The sequence below is a fragment of the Streptomyces echinoruber genome (genome assembly GCF_014651135.1).
Taxonomy (GTDB): Bacteria; Actinomycetota; Actinomycetes; order Streptomycetales; family Streptomycetaceae; genus Streptomyces; species Streptomyces echinoruber.
The window spans coordinates 62,463-77,677 of sequence record NZ_BMWH01000010.1 but is presented as its reverse complement, the minus strand read 5'-3'; the positions used below and the strand labels follow the sequence as shown (position 1 = coordinate 77,677).

Genomic DNA, 15,215 nt, shown 5'->3' with positions numbered 1-15,215 from the left:
TCCAGCCCTACGACATCCAGCATCGTGGGCCCGCAGCCGCGCCCGGCCTCCGGCCGTGAATCCACGCCGCGGCAAGGGGAAACGCACAGACCGGTTCGCGCAGACCACGGCTCACGCGCCGCCCCTCGGCACCGCCCCGCGGCAGGCAGGAGCGCACGCGTCCGCCCGTGAACGCGCTCCCGCGTCCACCCACGGGCAGCACCGGGGCGTACGCCAATGCCTCAGACGCCCGCGCCCAGCACCGAGTTGATCCGCTGCGGGTCGCCGCAGACGATCAGCAGGGAACCGGCCTTGGAGTGGGCCAGCGGCAGCGCGGCGGCCGCGGTGGCGTCGCTGCCGCCGTTGAGGGCGACCACCACGACGGGACGGGAACCGGCGCGGGAGGCCGCGGCGGCGTCCGTGTAGAAGACGTCGTCGCCGGCGTCGTGCTGCGCCCAGTAGGAGTCCTCGCCGAAGGACAGCTCGTGCGCGGCCCACGGGTGCGGTTCACCGGTGGTGATCACCAGCACGTCGCCGGGGGCACGGCCGGAGTCCAGGAGCAGGTCGACGGCCTCCTCGGCGGCGTCGAGCGCGCCGTCGGCCGGCGCCGGGATCAGCTGGATCTGGGGGGTCGCCGACGTCTGGGCGGCGGCAGCATCCGGGCCCGACGGCCTGGCCGCCGCGGCGTCGCGCTGCGTGCGCTGCGCCGGGGGAGTGGGTCGCAGGGCACCGGGGCGGCCTGGGCGCGGCGGAGCCGCGGGGCGGGGGCCGGGCACGGGGCGGGGACTCGGCACGGTGCGGCCGCCGGCCGAAGTGGCGCGGGGACCCTGGGCACTCTCGTGAATCTGAGGCTCCTCGGGAATGAGAGGCATGGGCTGTTTTTTATCAAACGCTGGTGCGGCTCGCGTGAACGGGTGGCACACAAGTGCGAGCGGAATCGTCAGAAATCGAAGCCGAGCTGGCCCTCGATCTCCGGAACGCCTCCGTCCACCCCTGCGCGGACCTTCTTGAGGTGCCGCCACCGGGGCAGCGCATCAAGATACGCCCACGACAAACGGTGGTGCGGGGTGGGTCCCCACTCCGCCAGTGCGGCCTTGTGCACGGGCGAGGGATACCCGGCGTTGTCCGCAAAACCGAAGTGTGCGTGGTCGGCGCCCAGTTCGGCCATCATCGTGTCGCGGTGCACCTTGGCGATCACCGAGGCCGCCGCGACCGCCACGCAGGACCGGTCGCCCTTGACGACCGTGCGGACCTTCCAGGGCGTGCCGAGGTAGTCGTGCTTGCCGTCGAGGATGACGGCGTCCGGACGCACCGGCAGGCCCTCCAGGGCACGGACGGCCGCGAGCCGCAGGGCCGCCGTCATCCCCAGGTCGTCGATCTCCTCCGGTGAGGCGTGCCCCAGCGCGTACGCCGTCACCCACTGCCGCAGTTCCTCGGCGAGTTCGGTGCGCCGTTTGACGGTCAGCAGCTTGGAGTCGGTGAGGCCCTCGGGCGGGCGGCGCAGTCCGGTGACCGCCGCGCAGACGGTGACGGGGCCGGCCCACGCCCCGCGCCCCACCTCGTCGATCCCGGCGATGACCTTCGCTCCGGTCGTGGCCCGAAGGGAGCGCTCGACGGCGTGAGTAGGCGGTTCGTACGGCATGGCGCCCTTAGCGTACGCCGACCGGATCATCCGGCGACACCCCGGTCCCCCGTGGCGCACGGGGGACCGGGGCCCACCGCTCTCAGGTGCCGTCCCTGCGCAGCAGCGGCAGCATCAACTGGTCGACGAGCGCCTCGAGATCGGGGTCGTCCCATTCGCAGCCGTACATCTTCGTGCGGTACATCATCATCGCCGGGAGCGCGTCGAAGACGTAGCCATTGGCCGCCTCGGGCCGCACCTCGCCGCGCTGGATTCCGCGGGTGGCGATCTCACGGATCAGCTTGACGACCGGCTCCACCACGACGTCGATGATCACGCTCTGGAAGCGCTCGGCCTGGGCCTGATCGCATTCGTGAATCACCGAGCGGACCGCGTTGCCGGGCCGGGAGCGCATCGCGTCGCGCAGCATGCGGCACAGCGCGAGCAGGTCCTCGCGGAGGCTGCCGGTGTCGGGCGCGTGGTCCAGGGGCGGCAGCCCCGAGCGCAGGGCGTCCGCGACGAGGTCCTCCTTGGACGGCCAGCGGCGGTACACGGCCGCCTTGCCGGTCTGGGCGCCGGCGGCGACGCCTTCCATGGTCAGACCGTTCCAGCCGACCGTGCCGAGCTGCTCGAGCGCCGCCTCGAGGATCGCGCGTTCCAGCACGGCGCCGCGTCGGCGCGGGGAGGCCGGCCGGACGGGTGCGGCCGGCCGGCGCGAGATAGCCATCGTTGTCTCTCCGGGAGCGAGGGAGCGGAACTGTTCGGGGTGGGACGGGCGCGGCCGCGGGCGGCAGAGGGGGACTCCACACGACGACACCACAAGTGAACGCTTGCGTTCTCTATAAGGGGCTCACTACCGTGGGGGCGACAGTGAACGCGACCGTTCACTAACGCTCCTGTGGGGGACCCATAGTGACGACAACCTCTCCGTTGATCCAGGACCAGAAACCACGTGTGGCACGCCGGGAGGGGCATCCCGGTATCGCGCTCACCGTCATCGCGGCCTGCCAACTCATGGTGGTACTCGACGCGACGATTGTGAACATCGCGCTTCCGCACATTCAAGACGCACTCCGGTTCAGCACCACCGACCTCACCTGGGTCGTCAGCGCCTACACGCTGACCTTCGGCGGCCTGCTGCTCCTGGGCGCCAGAGCCGGGGACATCCTCGGCCGCCGCCGGGTCTTCATGACCGGCATCCTGCTGTTCACCTTCGCCTCGCTGCTGGGCGGGATCGCCCAGGAACCCTGGCAGTTGCTGGCCGCGCGCGCCCTGCAGGGCATGGGTGGCGCGATCGCGTCGCCCACGTCGCTGGCCCTGATCACGACCACCTTCCCGGAGGGCCCGGAACGCAACCGGGCCTTCGGTGTCTTCGCGGCGGTCTCCGCGGGCGGCGGTGCGATCGGCCTGCTCGCGGGCGGCATGCTCACCGAGTGGCTCGACTGGCGCTGGGTGCTGTTCGTCAACGTGCCGATCGGGGTGCTGATCACGGTGCTCACCCCGCTCTACATCGGCGAGTCGCAGCGGCATCCCGGACGCTTCGACATCACGGGCGCCCTGACCTCGACCCTGGGCATGGCCTCTCTCGTGTACGGCTTCATCCGCGCGGCGGAGGACGGCTGGCGGGACGGGCTGACCCTGGGCTCGTTCGGCGCCGCGGTGGTCCTGCTGGTGGCGTTTGCGCTGACCGAGCGGCGGGCCCGGGAGCCCATCACCCCGCTGCGGATGTTCGCCGACCGCAACCGCTCCGGCACGTATGTGATCATGCTGAGCCTGGCCGCGGCGATGTTCGGCATGTTCTTCTACATCGTGCTGTTCGTACAGAACGTGCTCGGCTACAGCCCGATCAAGGCCGGGCTCGCCTTCCTGCCGGTGACCGCCGCCATCACGATCGGCGCGGGCCTGTCGCAGCGCTTCCTGCCGGTGCTCGGGCCCAAGCCGTTCATGCTCACCGGGTCGGCGCTGGTGGTCGTCGGGCTCACCTGGCAGACGTTCATCACCCCCGACAGCACCTATGTCGGCGGAGTGCTCGGCCCGATGCTGGTGTTCGGCTTCGGCATGGGCCTGAACTTCGTCACCGTCACGGTCACCGCCGTCGCCGGGGTCGCCCAGCACGAGGCGGGTGCGGCCTCCGGGCTGCTCAACGCCACGCAGCAGGTGGGCGGTTCGCTCGGTCTGTCCATCCTGACGACGGTGTTCGGCTCGGCCAGCAAGGACGAGGCGACGAAGCAGCTGCCGAAGTTCCTGGCCGACGGTACGCCCGAGCAGAAGGCGGAGTTCGCCAGGACCCACCAGCTGCCCGCGCCGTGGAGCCACGAGGTGCTCGCCCAGGGCATCGCCACCGCGTTCGTGCCGGCCGCCGCGATGGCCGTGCTCGCCCTGCTCACCGCCTGGTTCGTGATCCGGGTCCGCAAGAGCGACCTGGAGGCCCTGGCAGGCACGGCCGGCCCGGCCATCGGCTGACCCGGCCCGGGCCGCCGGCGGTGACGGCGCGGCCGACGCACCCGGCGCCGACCGCACGGCGCTGGACGGCCACCGGCGCACAGGGGCGAGCCACGCCCCCGGCCCGGTTTCCCGCGCACCCGGCGCGAGGAACCGGGCCGCGCCGCCGCGCACGGCGTTCACCGGCTGCCGTCCGCCCGCGCTCCCCGTGCCCACGGTCCCGAACAGCACGGCCAGGACGATCCGCAAGACCGGCATGACACCTCTCCCCGCCCACGTCGCAGCATCCGCCGCACCACCACGGCGGTGACACGGCGCTCGCCACGACAACGCACGGACCGTGACGCAGAGTTCCCATCGAGGACGGAGAGTACCCGTACGGGTCGCGCGGGCCCGGCAACGGGAGTCCGGCCGGAGGCACCGGCCGGGGAGTCGGGGCGGCCGCCGCACGAGGAGCCGGCGTTCACCGCGCCGCCGCCCTATCCCGTGACCCCGTACGGCTCCGGATCACGCCACCGTGCGAACGGCCGGTCCAGGGTGTACTTGCCGTCCTCGCCGAGGAGGAGCATCCGCGTCTCGGCGTTGTCCGGGTTGGACAGGGACTCGAACTCCGCGACCGTCCAGTGGAACCACCGCATGCAGAACAGCCGCATGGCCAGGCCGTGGGTCACCAGCAGCACGTTCGGCGGGTGGTCGGGGTCCTCGAAGCTGCGGAAGAGGCTCTCCAGGAAGCCTCCGACACGGTCGTAGACGTCGGCGCCGGACTCGCCCTGCGCGAAGCGGTAGAAGAAGTGGCCGTAGGCGTCCCGGTAGGCCTTCTGCAGACGTACGTCGTCGCGGTCCTGCCAGTTGCCCCAGTCCTGTTCGCGCAGCCGGGGCTCCTCACGCACCCGTATGCGCTCCGGGTCGAGGCGGAAGGCCTGCAAGGTCTGGTGGGCACGCCGGTAGGGGGAGACGTAGACGCTCACCCGCTCGTGTCCGAACAGCGCACGCAGCTTCTCGCCGGTCTCCTCGGCCTGGCGCCACCCGCGCTCGGTCAGGGGCAACGCGTGGTCGGGTTCCCGCTCGTACACGGTGTCGTCGACATTGCCGATCGACTCTCCGTGCCGGACGAGGACGATGCGCCGTGGTCGTGCCATGTCCGAAACCCTAGATCGCCGGGCGACCGGGCGGACACGCGCGGGGCCCCATAAGGTGTAGGTCACACGCGAACGGCACCGTGCGCGCGAAGCACGCGCACCGCGCGAGGCACCGTGCTGTGCCGTACGCGAGGCACCGCACCGTGCGCGCGGCGGGCGCGCCCGAGCACCGGCGGCACACGCACGAGGCGAACGGCGGCACGACACGCGCGAGGCGGGTCAGACGATCCAGCTCGGCTCGAGTTCCACGATGTCACCGGTGAGGGCCTTGACGTCGGCCTCGGTCTGGGCCCGCAGGGCGAGCCGCTCCAGGCGCTCGACGCGGTACTTGCCGTGCTCGGCGGACGACTGCCACATCGACAGGACGAGGTACTCGTGGCCCGGCGCCTCGCCGAACAGGCCGCGCACCATGCCCGGTGAGCCCGCCATGGCCGGGTTCCAGACCTTCTCCTGCATCAGGACGAAGTGCTCGGCCCGCTCCTCGTGGACGCGGGCCAGCGCCACCCGGACCAGGTCGGCGTCGGTGAAGCGGGGTTCGAAGCCCGTCTTGACGTCGAAGCGGTGGTCGAACAGCCGCACCTGGGCGTCCTTGAAGGTACCGGCCTGGGCCGCGGCCAGCCGGTCGTGGGACCGGGCCATGAAGGAGTCGTAGAAGGCGCGGCTCTCCCAGAAGGCGAAGATGTGCGCCACCCCCGGCCGGATCCGGCTCCAGCCGCCGCCCTGCCCCCGGAACCCCGGCTCGCCGAGAAGCCCCGCCCACTTTCGCTGCCCCCGCTCGAACCCGCGGCGGTCCACCACGGTGCAGCGAATCCACTTGACCAGCACCGCGCCATGGTAAGGCCACCGCGCGTGGCGTTGGTCACCCTCGTCGGCCCGGCGACCGCGCGGACCCGCCCACTCACGTGGCACGATGGACAACCAGCCGTCACCGCCCGGCAGTTGAGGCGGAGCACAGTCGACGGGGCACAGTCGACAGGGCACAGTCGACGGGGCACGGGAAGGGGAAGCTGGTGAACGGCCTCAGCAAAGGCATCCGCAAGGTCGAGGTGGCGGTGAAATGGGACCCGTCCCCGGCGGGCCGCCCGCCCACCGACCTGGACATCGTCGCCGCGACCTATCCGGCGGGCGACCCGTACGGCGATCCGGTCTACGTCGTGCACTTCGACAGCCGCTCCCCCGACGGGACCATCTACCTCAACCGGGACAGCAGGGACGGCATCGGCTTCGGCTGGGACGAGGTGATGACGCTGGAGCTGGAGCGGCTGGACGCCCGCTACGCGCGCGTGGTGGTCGGTGTCGTCATCCAGCAGCGGTACGGTCACCGCACCTTCGTCGACGTGCGCAATCCGGGCCTGCGCATCCGCGAGGGCTACACCGACCTGGTGCAGGACGACTTCGGCGGTGTGCTCTGGGCGACGGCCGCGACGGTCGCGGAGTTCACGCACGACGACTCCGGCGGCTGGAACCTCCGTCCCGGCGTGCACGGCTTCGACGACGACCCGGCCACGTTCACCCGGCGCATGGGCCGGCTGCGGCAGTCCTGACGGGCGTCCCGCCGCACCACGGCGGAAACACGACAACGGAACCACAACGACGGAGCCACAGCGACAGAAACACAGCGGCGAAGAGACGACGGCAGGAAAAGGGGCGCCGGCACTGGCCGGCGCCCCTTCCTTCAGCAGGCGCCCCTCGGGCGGCACGTCAGCGGGTTCTCCTCGGGCGGCGCTTCAGCGGGTGCCCGTCGGTCTCCCGGGGCCGTGCCCCGCGGGGATCAGCTGCAGCCGCTGGTCGAGCCGCAGCCCTCGCAGATGTAGCAGGAGCCGGCGCGCTGCATCTTGGTGCCGCAGGAGAAGCACAGCGGGGCGTCGGCCTGGATGCCCAGCTGCATCTCCACCAGCTCGGCGCTGGTGTGGGCGGCCTTCGGGGCCGGCTTGGCGGCCTCGCCGGCGGTCCTCGGCGTCGCCACGGCCTTCAGGTCGGTCTGCCGCGGCGCCGACTGCGCCAGGCCCTCGACGTCGACCTCCTCCTCGTCGATCGGCTCGTAGGAACCGGTCTCGAGGTGGCGCTGGCGCTCCTCGGCGGAGTGGATGCCGAGCGCGGAGCGGGTCTCGAAGGGCAGGAAGTCCAGCGCGAGGCGGCGGAAGATGTAGTCGACGATCGACTGGGCCATGCGGACGTCCGGGTCGTCCGTCATGCCGGCCGGCTCGAAGCGCATGTTGGTGAACTTCGAGACGTACGTCTCCAGCGGCACGCCGTACTGCAGGCCGACCGAGACGGCGATGGAGAAGGCGTCCATCATCCCCGCGAGGGTGGAGCCCTGCTTGGACATCTTCAGGAAGACCTCGCCCAGGCCGTCGTCGGGGTAGGAGTTGGCGGTCATGTAGCCCTCGGCACCGCCGACCGTGAAGGACGTGGTGATCCCGGGGCGGCCCTTGGGCAGGCGCCGGCGGACCGGGCGGTACTCGACGACCCTCTCGACCTTGGGCTCCGCGGCCGGCTGCTCGGCCTTGGCCTGCGCGGACTCCTTCTTCTTGGCGGAGAGCGGCTGGCCGACCTTGCAGTTGTCGCGGTAGATGGCCAGGGCCTTGATGCCCATCTTCCAGGCCTCGAAGTAGATCTCCTCGACGTCCTCGACGGTCGCCGACTCCGGCATGTTGACCGTCTTGGAGATGGCGCCGGAGATCCACGGCTGGATCGCGGCCATCATGCGCACGTGGCCCATCGGGGAGATGGCCCGCTCGCCCATGGCGCAGTCGAACACCTCGTAGTGCTCGTGCTTGAGGCCGGGGGCGTCGATGACGTTGCCGTGCTCGGCGATGTGGGCGACGATCGCCTCGATCTGCTCCTCCTGGTAGCCCAGGCGGCGCAGGGCCTGCGGGACGGTGCCGTTGACGATCTGCATCGAGCCGCCGCCGACCAGCTTCTTGAACTTCACCAGCGCCAGGTCCGGTTCGACACCGGTGGTGTCGCAGCCCATGGCCAGGCCGATGGTGCCGGTCGGGGCGAGCACGGACGCCTGGGAGTTGCGGAAGCCGTTCTTCTCGCCCAGGCGCAGCACGTCCTGCCAGGCCTCGGTGGCGGCGGCCCACACCGGGGTGTCCAGGTCGTCCATGCGGACGGCCTTGTCGTTGGCGTCGGCGTGCTGCTTCATGACCCGCTTGTGGGCCTCGGCGTTGCGGGCGTAGCCGTCGTACGGGCCGACGACCGCGGCGAGTTCGGCGGAGCGGCGGTAGGCGGTGCCGGTCATCAGGGAGGTGATGGCGCCGGCGAGGGCGCGGCCGCCGTCGGAGTCGTAGGCGTGGCCGGTGGCCATCAGCAGGGCGCCGAGGTTGGCGTAGCCGATGCCGAGCTGGCGGAAGGCGCGGGTGTTCTCGCCGATCTTCTGGGTGGGGAAGTCGGCGAAGCAGATGGAGATGTCCATCGCCGTGATGACGAGCTCGACGACCCGCTGGAAGCGCTCGACGTCGAAGGACTGGTTGCCCTTGCCGTCGTCCTTGAGGAACTTCATCAGGTTCAGCGAGGCCAGGTTGCAGGACGTGTTGTCCAGGTGCATGTACTCGCTGCAGGGGTTCGAGCCGTTGATGCGGCCGGACTCCGGGCAGGTGTGCCAGTGGTTGATGGTGTCGTCGTACTGGATGCCGGGGTCGGCGCAGGCCCAGGCGGCCTCGGCCATCTTGCGGAACAGCGCCCTGGCGTCGACCTCCTCGATGACCTCGCCGGTCAGGCGGGCGCGCAGGCCGAACTTCCCGCCCTTCTCGACCGCCTTCATGAACTCGTCGTTGACGCGGACCGAGTTGTTGGCGTTCTGGTACTGGACGGAGGTGATGTCCTCGCCGCCGAGGTCCATGTCGAAGCCCGCGTCGCGCAGCGCGCGGATCTTCTCCTCCTCCTTCACCTTGGTCATGATGAAGTCCTCGATGTCGGGGTGGTCGACGTCGAGGATGACCATCTTGGCGGCGCGGCGGGTGGCACCGCCCGACTTGATCGTTCCCGCGGAGGCGTCGGCGCCGCGCATGAAGGAGACGGGGCCGGAGGCGTTGCCGCCCGAGGAGAGCAGTTCCTTGGAGGAGCGGATCCGGGAGAGGTTCAGGCCGGCGCCGGAGCCGCCCTTGAAGATCATGCCTTCTTCCTTGTACCAGTCGAGGATCGACTCCATGGAGTCCTCGACGGACAGGATGAAGCAGGCGGAGACCTGCTGCGGCTGCTTGGTGCCGACGTTGAACCAGACGGGGCTGTTGAAGCTGAAGATCTGGTGCAGGAGGGCGTAGGCCAGCTCGTGCTCGAAGATCTCGGCGTCGGCGGGCGAGGCGAAGTAGTGGTGGTCCTCGCCGGCCTTCCGGTACGTCTTCACGATGCGGTCGATCAGCTGCTTGAGGCTGGTCTCGCGCTGCGGGGTGCCGAGGGCGCCGCGGAAGTACTTGCTGGTGACGATGTTGACCGCGTTCACCGACCAGAAGTCGGGGAACTCCACGCCGCGCTGCTCGAAGTTGACCGAGCCGTCGCGCCAGTTGGTCATGACGACGTCCCGGCGCTCCCAGGTCACCTCGTCGTAGGGGTGGACGCCGGGGGTGGTGTGGATGCGATCGATGCGCAGTCCCTTGGTGCCGGCCTTGGCGCCCCTGGATCGAGAGCCTCGTGCCGGACCGCTCGCCGTCTCTGTCATGCCGCCTCCCTGTACAGGCAAAAACGCCCTGAAGTGCCCCGTTTGTTCCGTGGCACGGTGTTCTGTGCTGGGTTCTGTGCTGGTTCGTTGCGGGCCCTCGCTGCCACCCGCAACACGTCTGCTCGGCTCTTCTCGTCGTCTGCTCGACCGCTCGACCACTCGACCGTTCGACCACCGGTCGGCCGACGGGCCGTCCGCTCGTCACCGCCGGCCGGATCCGGGGTGCCTCGCCCGCGTCCGGCCCGCCGGTCAGTCGGCGGCGCGCGCGGGCTGGGAGAGCTGAGCCGTCCCCCCGGGCCCGCCGCCCTCCTCCGTCCGCCCCGCGACGGCTTCCTCGCCGCCTGCGGAGCCGCTCTCGCCGTTCCCGGCGCCCTCGGCGTCCCCGGCGTCCGCCGTGGGGCGCCGTGTCACCTCCCGCAGTTCCGCGATGGCCGCCTCGAAGTCCTCCAGGCTGTCGAAGGCCTTGTAGACGGACGCGAACCGCAGGTAGGCGACCAGGTCCAGCTCCCGCAGGGGGCCGAGTATGGCCAGGCCCACGTCGTGGGCGGCCACCTCGGCACTGCCGCTGGCCCGCACCGCCTCCTCGACCCGCTGGCCGAGCAGGGCGAGCGCGTCCTCGGTGACCGGTCGTCCCTGGCATGCCTTGCGCACGCCGTTGATGACCTTGGTCCGGCTGAAGGGTTCGGTGACTCCCGACCGCTTCACCACCATCAGGGAGCACGTCTCGACGGTCGTGAACCGCCGGGAGCACTCCGGGCACTGGCGGCGCCTGCGGATCGACGTGCCGTCGTCGGTCGTACGGCTGTCGACGACGCGGCTGTCGGGATGCCTGCAGAAGGGGCAGTGCATGGACTCCCAACCCTCCTCACAGCAGACTCAATAGCCTCGACAGGCCCACTGGCCCCTCGAAGCAGACCCCAGCATAGGCGATGATCGTGAGCCGGATGTCCCGGGGGACCACAACTTCTGGGCTGCTGTAGCCAGCCAACCACTACATGTGGGGATTGGCCTGTACAACGAAGCGCGACACGCCGCCACACGGGTAAAAACCGAAGACCACCGGAACCGGCCTCACGACACGTGAGAAGACGGCCACGGACCGCACATCCGCCCCCGCTTCCGGCCGTACGTCCGGCCTGGTATCCGGCCCGCCCGGACGGAGCCGCACGCCCCGCGCCCCGCGCAGGGCGCGTGCGGAGGCGGCGTGATCGCCGCGAGGAGGAGGGGTGGGACTCCCGCGCAGAATCCGGCACGGGCACGGCGGACGCACCTGCGGCCGGATCATGGATGGCAGACTGGGCACCGGCCCACGAGGCAGCCGCCCCGGCGGGGAAGAGTAGCGCAAGACGGGTGCCCCGCCCGCCGGAGGCCCGGGCAGCCATACACCCAAACAGATGATCACGTCAGGCTAACCGCCGATTTTCACTCGAACGTGTGTTTGGCGCAACCTTTCGAAAGCAACTACCGTTGTGCCAGCAGGGAGACCACCGAGAGGGGCCGACGTGACCACCACCGCAGACAGTGCCGCCATCACCGCCCAGGACCGCTCCCAGGGCCGAATCCAGCCGGTGCACGCAATGAACGAAGCCATGACTCCCGAGGGGCCCAAGCGCTCCCTGCCGGGTCGACCTCCAGGCATCCGGGCGGACAGCTCGGGGCTCACCGACCGCCAGCGCCGGGTGATCGAGGTCATCCGGGACTCCGTGCAGCGCCGCGGTTACCCGCCGTCCATGCGCGAGATCGGCCAGGCGGTCGGCCTGTCCAGCACTTCCTCGGTCGCGCACCAACTGATGGCGCTCGAGCGGAAGGGCTTCCTGCGTCGCGATCCGCACCGTCCCCGCGCCTACGAGGTCCGCGGCTCCGACCAGGCCACTCCCGTCCAGCCCGCGGACACCGCCGGCAAGCCCGCCGCGTCGTACGTCCCGCTCGTCGGCCGGATCGCCGCCGGTGGTCCGATCCTGGCCGAGGAGTCCGTCGAGGACGTCTTCCCCCTGCCGCGGCAACTGGTCGGCGACGGTGAGCTGTTCGTGCTCAAGGTCGTCGGCGACTCGATGATCGAGGCCGCGATCTGCGACGGCGACTGGGTCACGGTCCGCCGCCAGCCGGTCGCCGAGAACGGCGACATCGTCGCCGCCATGCTCGACGGCGAGGCCACCGTCAAGCGCTTCAAGCGCGAGAACGGGCACGTCTGGCTCCTGCCGCACAACTCCGCGTACGAGCCGATCCCCGGCGACGACGCGACCATCCTCGGCAAGGTGGTGGCCGTCCTGCGGCGCGTCTGACCGGCGGGCCGCACGGCCGCGCCGCGCCGCCTCCCTGACCGGGCCCCGGAACCCCTGCGCCGGTTCCGGGGCCCTGTGCTGTCCCGGGTGTGGCCCGGCGACCGACCCCGGCCGGGCCACACCAACCCCTGTTGTTCCCCCCCGCCTACTTCACCTCGCCTACTTCCCCGCCACCTGCTCGGCCTCCGCCTGCTTCGCCGCCGCGTCGATCGCCGCCAGCGACTTGCGTACCTGGTTGCGGTCCGTCGTGTACCAGAAGTCGGGCAGGGACGCCCGCAGATAGCTGCCGTAGCGGGCCGTCGCCAGCCGCGGGTCCAGGACGGCGACGACGCCCCGGTCCCCCGAGGCGCGGACGAGACGACCGGCGCCCTGCGCCATGAGCAGCGCGGCGTGCGTGGCGGCGACCGCCATGAAGCCGTTGCCGCCGGCCTCCTCCACCGCCTTCTGACGGGCGCTCATCAGCGGGTCGTCGGGACGCGGGAAGGGAATCTTGTCCATGACGACCAGCTGGCAGCTGGGGCCGGGCACGTCGACGCCCTGCCACAGCGACAGCGTCCCGAACAGGCAGGTCCGGGGATCGGCCGCGAAGTTCTTGATCAGCTCGCCCAGGGTCTCCTCGCCCTGCAGCAGGATCGGGAACTCCGGGATGCGGCCGCGCAGTTCCTCGGCGGCGAGCTGGGCGGCCCGCATGGAGGAGAACAGGCCGAGGGTGCGGCCGCCCGCGGCCTGGATCAGCTCGGTCAGCTCGTCCAGCATGTCGGCGCGGTCACCGTCTCGCGCGGGGCGCGCCAGGTGCGTGGCGACGTAGAGGATGCCCTGCTTGCGGTAGTCGAAGGGCGAACCGACGTCGACGCCCTTCCACTTCGGCAGGTCGTCGCCCTCCACGCCCTCCGGCGCCAGCCCCAGGGAGGCGCCGACGCCGTTGAAGTCGCCGCCCAGCTTCAGCGTGGCGGAGGTCAGCACGACGGTGCGGTCGGCGAACAGCTTCTCCCGCAGCAGGCCGGAGACGGACAGGGGGGCGACGCGCAGGGAGGCGCCGTAGCGGTCGTGGCGCTCGTACCAGACGACGTCCCACTCGGAGCCGTTCGCGATGCGCTCCGCCACGTCGTGCACGTTCTCCACCGACGCCAGGGCCTGCTTGCGCACGGCGTCCTCGTCCTGGACGGACTTGTCGCGGGTGGTGCCGAGCGCGGAGATCACCGCGCGGGAGGCGTCGCGCAGGGCCATGAGCGCGTAGCCGAGGTCCTCCGGGATCTTCTCCAGACGGCCCGGCAGGGCCAGCTCCATCAGCCGTTCGAAGCTCTCGGCGGCGGTCTGGAGCTGGTCGGCGACCTTCTCGTCGACCAGCTTGGCGGCGCGCCGCACCGCGCGGTTGACCTGGCCGGGGGTGAGTTCGCCGGTGGCGACGCCGGTGACCCGGGAGACCAGCTCGTGCGCCTCGTCGACGATCAGCACCTCGTGCTGCGGCAGCACCGGCGCACCCTCGATGGCGTCGATGGCGAGCAGCGCGTGGTTGGTGACGACGACCTCGGCGAGCTTGGCGTGCTCGCGGGCCATCTCGGCGAAGCACTCGGCACCGTAGGCGCACTTGGACGCGCCCAGGCACTCCCGGGAGGACACCGACACCTGCGACCAGGCGCGGTCGGAGACGCCCGGGGTGAGGTCGTCGCGGTCGCCGGTCTCGGTCTCGTCCGCCCAGTCGCGCAGCCGCAGCAGGTCCTGGCCGAGCCTGCTGGTGGGGGCCGCGGCCTCGAACTGGTCGAAGAGGCCGTCCTCCTCGTCCTGCGGCATGCCCTCGTGCAGGCGGTGCAGGCACAGGTAGTTGGAGCGGCCCTTGAGCATCGCGAACTCGGGCCGGCGGCGCAGCAGCGGGTGCAGCGCCTCCACCGTGCGCGGCAGGTCGCGCTCGACGAGCTGGCGCTGCAGTGCGAGCGTCGCCGTCGCCACGACGACGCGTTCCCCGTGGGCGAGCGCGGGCACCAGGTAGCCCAGCGACTTGCCGGTGCCGGTGCCGGCCTGTACCAGCAGATGGGAGCCGTCTTCGATCGCGTCGGCCACGGCCTGGGCCATGGCCACCTGGCCGGGGCGCTCCGTGCCGCCGACGGCGGTGACGGCGGCATGCAGGAGTTCGGGGAGTGAGGGCTTCGTCATAGCCCGACCACCCTACGGCCCGGCACCGACAAGCGGGTGCGCACGTCCCGTTCGGGTGACGCCGGCACCGTACGCCGCATCGTCCGCCGCACCGTACGCCTCACCGCCCGCCGCCCGTCACAGCACGTGCCGCAGCGCCCGGTCGCGGATCACGAGGGCGGCGTGTTTGGCGGGCAGGCCGAGTTCGGCGCCGTAGTGGAAACCGGCGCCGAGAAAGGCGGCCACGGAGGGCACGTTGCGCAGGTCGGGCTCGGCGACGACGCGCGCGCAGGCCGGGCGGCGGTCCAGGACGAGGTCGGCCACGGCCCGCAGCAGCACGGTGCCCAGGCCCCGGCCGCGGTCGGCGGCCGCGCCGACGAGGACGTGCAGCCCGGTGTCGTGCGGGCGGGCCGGATAGTGGCGGGCCAGCGGATCCAGGTCGGCCCGGTAGACCTCCCAGTAGCTCATCGGGGTGCCGTCGAGCAGGCCCAGGCACGGCACGCTGCGCCCGTCACCGTCGAGCTGCGCGCGCAGGTGCCGCTCCGTCACGCTCCGCTCCCCCGCCAGTAGCCAGAACGCGGCGACGGCGGGGTCGTTCATCCAGCGCGCGACGAGCGGGAGGTCCCGCTCCAGCCGCACGGGGAGCAGCCGGAACTCGCCCGCGCGCGTGGGCACGGGCCCCCAGTCGCCGACGCCGCCGAGCAGGTCGTCACCGGTTCCGCCCCGCCCGGCGGTCTCCTCCCCGTCACCGTCGGCCTTCGGGGTGTCCTCGCCGTCGACGTCACCGTCACCATCGCCGGCGGCGGCGGAGGCGGAGGCGGAGGGGGCAGGGGCGGGGACGGCGTCCGGGACGGTGCCGGTCTCGGCGTCGGCGGGCGGCACGGCACGCTCCTCTCGGCGGGGTGGCGGGGTCGGCGGGCGGGACGGCCCGGTACAACGGTCGACTCGGCGCAGCGGAA

Annotated in this window: 12 protein-coding genes; 3 read left to right on the top strand and 9 right to left on the bottom strand. The window is 71.6% G+C overall.

Annotation, left to right across the window (positions count from 1 at the left end; all coding sequences use genetic code 11):
• Window positions 1-221: 221 nt before the first annotated feature.
• The 3 genes from IE225_RS14385 to IE225_RS14375 all read right to left on the bottom strand — a co-directional run bounded on the left by IE225_RS14385 (window position 222) and on the right by IE225_RS14375 (window position 2,327).
• Entirely contained in the window at window positions 222-851 is a 630-nt protein-coding gene (locus IE225_RS14385; RefSeq protein WP_190057882.1) for a hypothetical protein, read from the bottom strand.
• A 68-nt stretch (window positions 852-919) separates the two neighbouring features.
• Window positions 920-1,621, bottom strand: a complete 702-nt coding sequence (gene rnhB / locus IE225_RS14380) for a ribonuclease HII (RefSeq protein WP_190057881.1) — start codon at window positions 1,619-1,621, stop codon at window positions 920-922.
• 82 nt (window positions 1,622-1,703) lie between these two features.
• On the bottom strand, window positions 1,704-2,327 hold the full coding sequence (locus tag IE225_RS14375; protein WP_190057880.1) for a TetR/AcrR family transcriptional regulator: 624 nt from the start codon (window positions 2,325-2,327) through the stop codon (window positions 1,704-1,706).
• A gap of 227 nt (window positions 2,328-2,554) precedes the next feature.
• Here IE225_RS14375 and IE225_RS14370 point away from each other — a divergent pair, with 227 nt between their 5' ends.
• Entirely contained in the window at window positions 2,555-4,063 is a 1,509-nt protein-coding gene (locus tag IE225_RS14370; RefSeq protein WP_190057879.1) for an MFS transporter, read from the top strand.
• A gap of 458 nt (window positions 4,064-4,521) precedes the next feature.
• Here IE225_RS14370 and IE225_RS14365 read toward each other — a convergent pair whose 3' ends face one another.
• Both IE225_RS14365 and IE225_RS14360 read right to left on the bottom strand, forming a co-directional pair.
• Window positions 4,522-5,181, bottom strand: coding sequence for a histidine phosphatase family protein (locus IE225_RS14365; protein WP_190057878.1), 660 nt, complete (start codon window positions 5,179-5,181; stop codon window positions 4,522-4,524).
• A gap of 219 nt (window positions 5,182-5,400) precedes the next feature.
• Window positions 5,401-6,006, bottom strand: a complete 606-nt coding sequence (locus IE225_RS14360) for a YdbC family protein (RefSeq protein WP_190057877.1) — start codon at window positions 6,004-6,006, stop codon at window positions 5,401-5,403.
• A gap of 185 nt (window positions 6,007-6,191) precedes the next feature.
• Here IE225_RS14360 and IE225_RS14355 point away from each other — a divergent pair, with 185 nt between their 5' ends.
• A complete protein-coding gene (locus IE225_RS14355) occupies window positions 6,192-6,725 on the top strand; it encodes a TerD family protein (protein WP_190057876.1) in 534 nt (177 codons plus the stop codon).
• A gap of 227 nt (window positions 6,726-6,952) precedes the next feature.
• Here the strand turns inward: IE225_RS14355 and IE225_RS14350 are convergent, their stop codons facing one another.
• Both IE225_RS14350 and nrdR read right to left on the bottom strand, forming a co-directional pair.
• Entirely contained in the window at window positions 6,953-9,844 is a 2,892-nt protein-coding gene (locus IE225_RS14350) for a vitamin B12-dependent ribonucleotide reductase (RefSeq protein ID WP_190057875.1), read from the bottom strand.
• Between the two features lie 249 nt (window positions 9,845-10,093).
• The gene (nrdR, locus tag IE225_RS14345) at window positions 10,094-10,693 is read right to left on the bottom strand and encodes a transcriptional regulator NrdR (RefSeq protein WP_190057874.1); all 600 of its coding nucleotides are present in this window, start codon (window positions 10,691-10,693) and stop codon (window positions 10,094-10,096) included.
• A gap of 653 nt (window positions 10,694-11,346) precedes the next feature.
• Here nrdR and lexA point away from each other — a divergent pair.
• A complete protein-coding gene (gene lexA / locus IE225_RS14340) occupies window positions 11,347-12,126 on the top strand; it encodes a transcriptional repressor LexA (RefSeq protein ID WP_190057873.1) in 780 nt (259 codons plus the stop codon).
• Between the two features lie 159 nt (window positions 12,127-12,285).
• Here lexA and IE225_RS14335 read toward each other — a convergent pair whose 3' ends face one another.
• Window positions 12,286-14,277 (bottom strand): ATP-dependent DNA helicase, encoded by a 1,992-nt coding sequence (locus IE225_RS14335; RefSeq protein ID WP_190057872.1) that lies wholly within the window; start codon window positions 14,275-14,277, stop codon window positions 12,286-12,288.
• Window positions 14,278-14,394: 117 nt separating this feature from the next.
• The gene (locus IE225_RS14330; protein WP_190057871.1) at window positions 14,395-15,138 is read right to left on the bottom strand and encodes a GNAT family N-acetyltransferase; all 744 of its coding nucleotides are present in this window, start codon (window positions 15,136-15,138) and stop codon (window positions 14,395-14,397) included.
• Window positions 15,139-15,215: the final 77 nt, after the last annotated feature.

Bases quoted from the DNA above. Each gene is read 5' to 3' on its own strand.
- IE225_RS14385 (WP_190057882.1), bottom strand. From the start codon at position 851: ATGCCTCTCATTCCCGAGGAGCCTCAGATTCACGAGAGTGCCCAGGGT.
- rnhB (WP_190057881.1), bottom strand. From the start codon at position 1,621: ATGCCGTACGAACCGCCTACTCACGCCGTCGAGCGCTCCCTTCGGGCC.
- IE225_RS14375 (WP_190057880.1), bottom strand. From the start codon at position 2,327: ATGGCTATCTCGCGCCGGCCGGCCGCACCCGTCCGGCCGGCCTCCCCG.
- IE225_RS14365 (WP_190057878.1), bottom strand. From the start codon at position 5,181: ATGGCACGACCACGGCGCATCGTCCTCGTCCGGCACGGAGAGTCGATC.
- IE225_RS14350 (WP_190057875.1), bottom strand. From the start codon at position 9,844: ATGACAGAGACGGCGAGCGGTCCGGCACGAGGCTCTCGATCCAGGGGC.
- nrdR (WP_190057874.1), bottom strand. From the start codon at position 10,693: ATGCACTGCCCCTTCTGCAGGCATCCCGACAGCCGCGTCGTCGACAGC.
- IE225_RS14335 (WP_190057872.1), bottom strand. From the start codon at position 14,277: ATGACGAAGCCCTCACTCCCCGAACTCCTGCATGCCGCCGTCACCGCC.